Raw genomic sequence first — 1,163 nt, 5'->3', positions numbered from 1 at the left:
CATCACCCCGCTGAGCATCGCTGCAACGAGAGGCAATACGGACTGCGTGAAAGCCTTGGTCGAAGCCGGGGCCGATCTCAACGCCCGGACCAAAGATGGCGCCACCGCGCTGTCCATGGCTGCAAAAGAAAATAACACCGACTGCCTGAACATCCTGATCAACGCCAGGGCGGATGTCAACGCTACCTTGTCGGATGGCACCACCCCTCTGTTTATTGCGGCCCGAAAAGGTAGTACCGACTGCGTGAGAGCCCTGATCAACGCCGGGGCGGATCTCAACACCGCCCGGTCGGATGGTGCCACACCGCTGTTCATTGCAGCCCGAAAGGGCAATATCGACTGTGTGAAAGCCCTGATCGAAGCCGGGGCGAATCCCAACGCCGCCTTGTCGAATGGCGCTACCCCGCTGTGCATCGCTGCTGCGATAGGCCACAGCGACTGCGTGAAAATCCTGATCGAAGCCAAAGCGAATCCCAACGCCGCCCTGTCAAATGGCACCACCCCACTGTTCGTCGCCGCTGCAAAAGGCAATACCGACTGCGTGAAAGTCCTGATTAACGCCGGGGCCGATCTTAATGCCTCCCGGACTTCCGATGGCGCCACGCCATTGTCCATCGCAACCAGGAAGGGCAATACCGACTGCGAGAGACTCCTGACCTTCGCCGGGGCAAGGAGGGGAAGAAGATAAAGGTATGATGTTATCCAGTCAGCACGATGAAATACCGCCGGAGGCCAGAGCGCAATAGTTCGGTATGATCCGATGCCGGTGTTGCGGGGGATTTCTGTGATGATTCAGCCACTGAAAACTTTTATAGCCATAGAGCTGAACTATCCTGTTTTTCTTGTGTCCAATCCGTATCGCTCATTGACTAACACAGATGTTCTACTCATGGATGGCATTGCTCGTCCCCTTGTTTCCGGAGATATTCAAGTACCGCAGCTGGACCCTTTCTGCCCTATTTGCCTGGTCGGGTTCCATGGCCGTACTGTAGCGCCTGTGGTCGTCAAAACCCAATGTTGTGGCAAGCATTTCGATCTGGACTGTATTTTGACGTATTTTGTTGATCAGCCCATCGGCTCACGTCGGTGTGCGATGTGCCGACAAAACCCGATGCCTGTGGTGAATCTGAACACCGGTGAACCGCACCAGGATACATTTTTTC

General features: G+C 55.5%; 2 protein-coding genes. Both read left to right on the top strand.

Going from position 1 to position 1,163, the window contains the following annotated elements:
- Positions 1–688 (top strand): ankyrin repeat domain-containing protein (locus tag KDK16_RS04465; RefSeq protein WP_257274870.1); only part of this gene is annotated, 688 nt, incomplete at its 5' end.
- A gap of 99 nt (positions 689–787) precedes the next feature.
- On the top strand, positions 788–1,163 hold a 376-nt coding region (locus KDK16_RS04460; protein ID WP_257274868.1), incomplete at its 3' end, for a hypothetical protein.

The organism is Endozoicomonas sp. SESOKO4, from assembly GCF_024606275.1.
Note: the sequence above shows the minus strand (reverse complement) of the source record. Positions and strands in the feature narration are given on the sequence as shown.